This window comes from Komagataeibacter melomenusus, from assembly GCF_013155395.1.
In the GTDB taxonomy this organism is placed as follows: domain Bacteria; phylum Pseudomonadota; class Alphaproteobacteria; order Acetobacterales; family Acetobacteraceae; genus Komagataeibacter; species Komagataeibacter melomenusus.
The window spans coordinates 1-1,439 of record NZ_JABJWC010000098.1 but is presented as its reverse complement, the minus strand read 5'-3'; the positions used below and the strand labels follow the sequence as shown (position 1 = coordinate 1,439).

Genomic DNA, 1,439 nt, shown 5'->3' with positions numbered 1-1,439 from the left:
TGTCGGTGGCGATCCTTGGCCGTGCCCGTCATCTGCTGACCAGTTTCGATGCCCGACCGGGCGAAGTCCTGATCGCCGCCATCGACCTGCGCGGCCGCTGGCACGACCCGCACCCGTTCTGGGATGCCAGTTCCGCACTGTGTCACACTGAGGGGGCGGCACGCCTTCGAGATGATCTCGATCTCTTGCCCGGCATTGCCGAGGACGGCCTGAGCCGCGCCGCCAAGGATATCAGCATGGCCGGACTGCTGGGCACCGCGCTCATGCTGGCCGAATGTTCGGGTATCGGCATGACCATCACGCTCGATGACATTCCACGCCCCAACGATGCACCAATGGAACGCTGGCTGTCAGCCTTCCCCAGCTATGGCTATCTGCTGACGGCCCGGCCCGAGGATGCCGAAGCGATCATGGCCCGGTTTCATGGACGGGGCATTGCGGCTTGTGTCATCGGTCGGTGCGACAGCACGCAGCGGCTGGATGTCACATGGGCGGACGAGAAGGAAACCTTCTGGGATCTCGCCCGGACGCCGCTCATGGGGTGTGCGCCATGAGCCTCTCCATCGGCATCCTGACCCATTCGACCAATCCCCGTGGCGGCGTGGTGCATGGCATGGCGCTGGCCGAAGCCCTGTGCGACGCAGGCCACGACGCCACGCTGATCGCGCCGGATGTAACCGGGGCCGGTTTTTTCCGTACGCCCCGCTGCGCCACAAACTGCATCCCGGCCGTGCCCGAGACCGACCTGCCAACGCTGGTGGAACGCCGTATTGGCGAGATCAGGGACGCCCTGCGTGGGCAGCATTTTGACGTGCTGCACGCGCAGGACCCGATCAGCGCCAATGCACTGGCCGAACTGGTGGAAGAGGGACGGATACCGGGCTTTGCCCGCACGGTCCACCATCTTGACCATTTCACGCACCCGGTCCTTGCCGCGCGGCAGGAACGGGGGATCAGGGCGGCGGCCGAACTGTTTACCGTCAGCACAATGTGGGAAGATGTCCTGCGCAACGACCATGGCCGTAAAGCCCCGGTCGTGGGCAACGGGGTTGATCCCGTGCGCTTTTCGCACGTCCCAACCGCGCACGATGCCACGTTGCGGGCGCGGTATCATCTGCCTGCCGACCGTCACCTGATCCTGTCCGTGGGCGGGATCGAGCGGCGCAAGAACACGCTGCACCTGATGGAAGCGTTTGTGGCCCTGCGCCGCGAACGGCCTGATGTGCATCTGGTTGTGGCTGGCGGGGCCTCGCTGCTGGATCATTCTGCCTACCGCACCCGGTTCATGGCGCGTCTGCGCGAAAGCGGTGCGGCCGATCATGTCACCATCACCGGGCCGGTTGCGGATGAGGACATGCCCGCCTTCTACCGGCAGGCGGATGTGCTGGCCTATCCGTCCGTAACCGAAGGGTTCGGCCTGTGCCCGCTGGAGGCGCTCG

The 1,439-nt window shown here is 65.5% G+C and carries 2 protein-coding genes; both read left to right on the top strand.

What is annotated here, in order from left to right; all coding sequences use genetic code 11:
• Positions 1-554 (top strand): AIR synthase-related protein (locus HNW77_RS17175; RefSeq protein ID WP_241694550.1); only part of this gene is annotated, 554 nt, incomplete at its 5' end.
• On the top strand, positions 551-1,439 hold an 889-nt coding region (locus HNW77_RS17170), incomplete at its 3' end, for an MSMEG_0565 family glycosyltransferase (protein WP_172159309.1). The genes HNW77_RS17175 and HNW77_RS17170, both read left to right, overlap by 4 nt.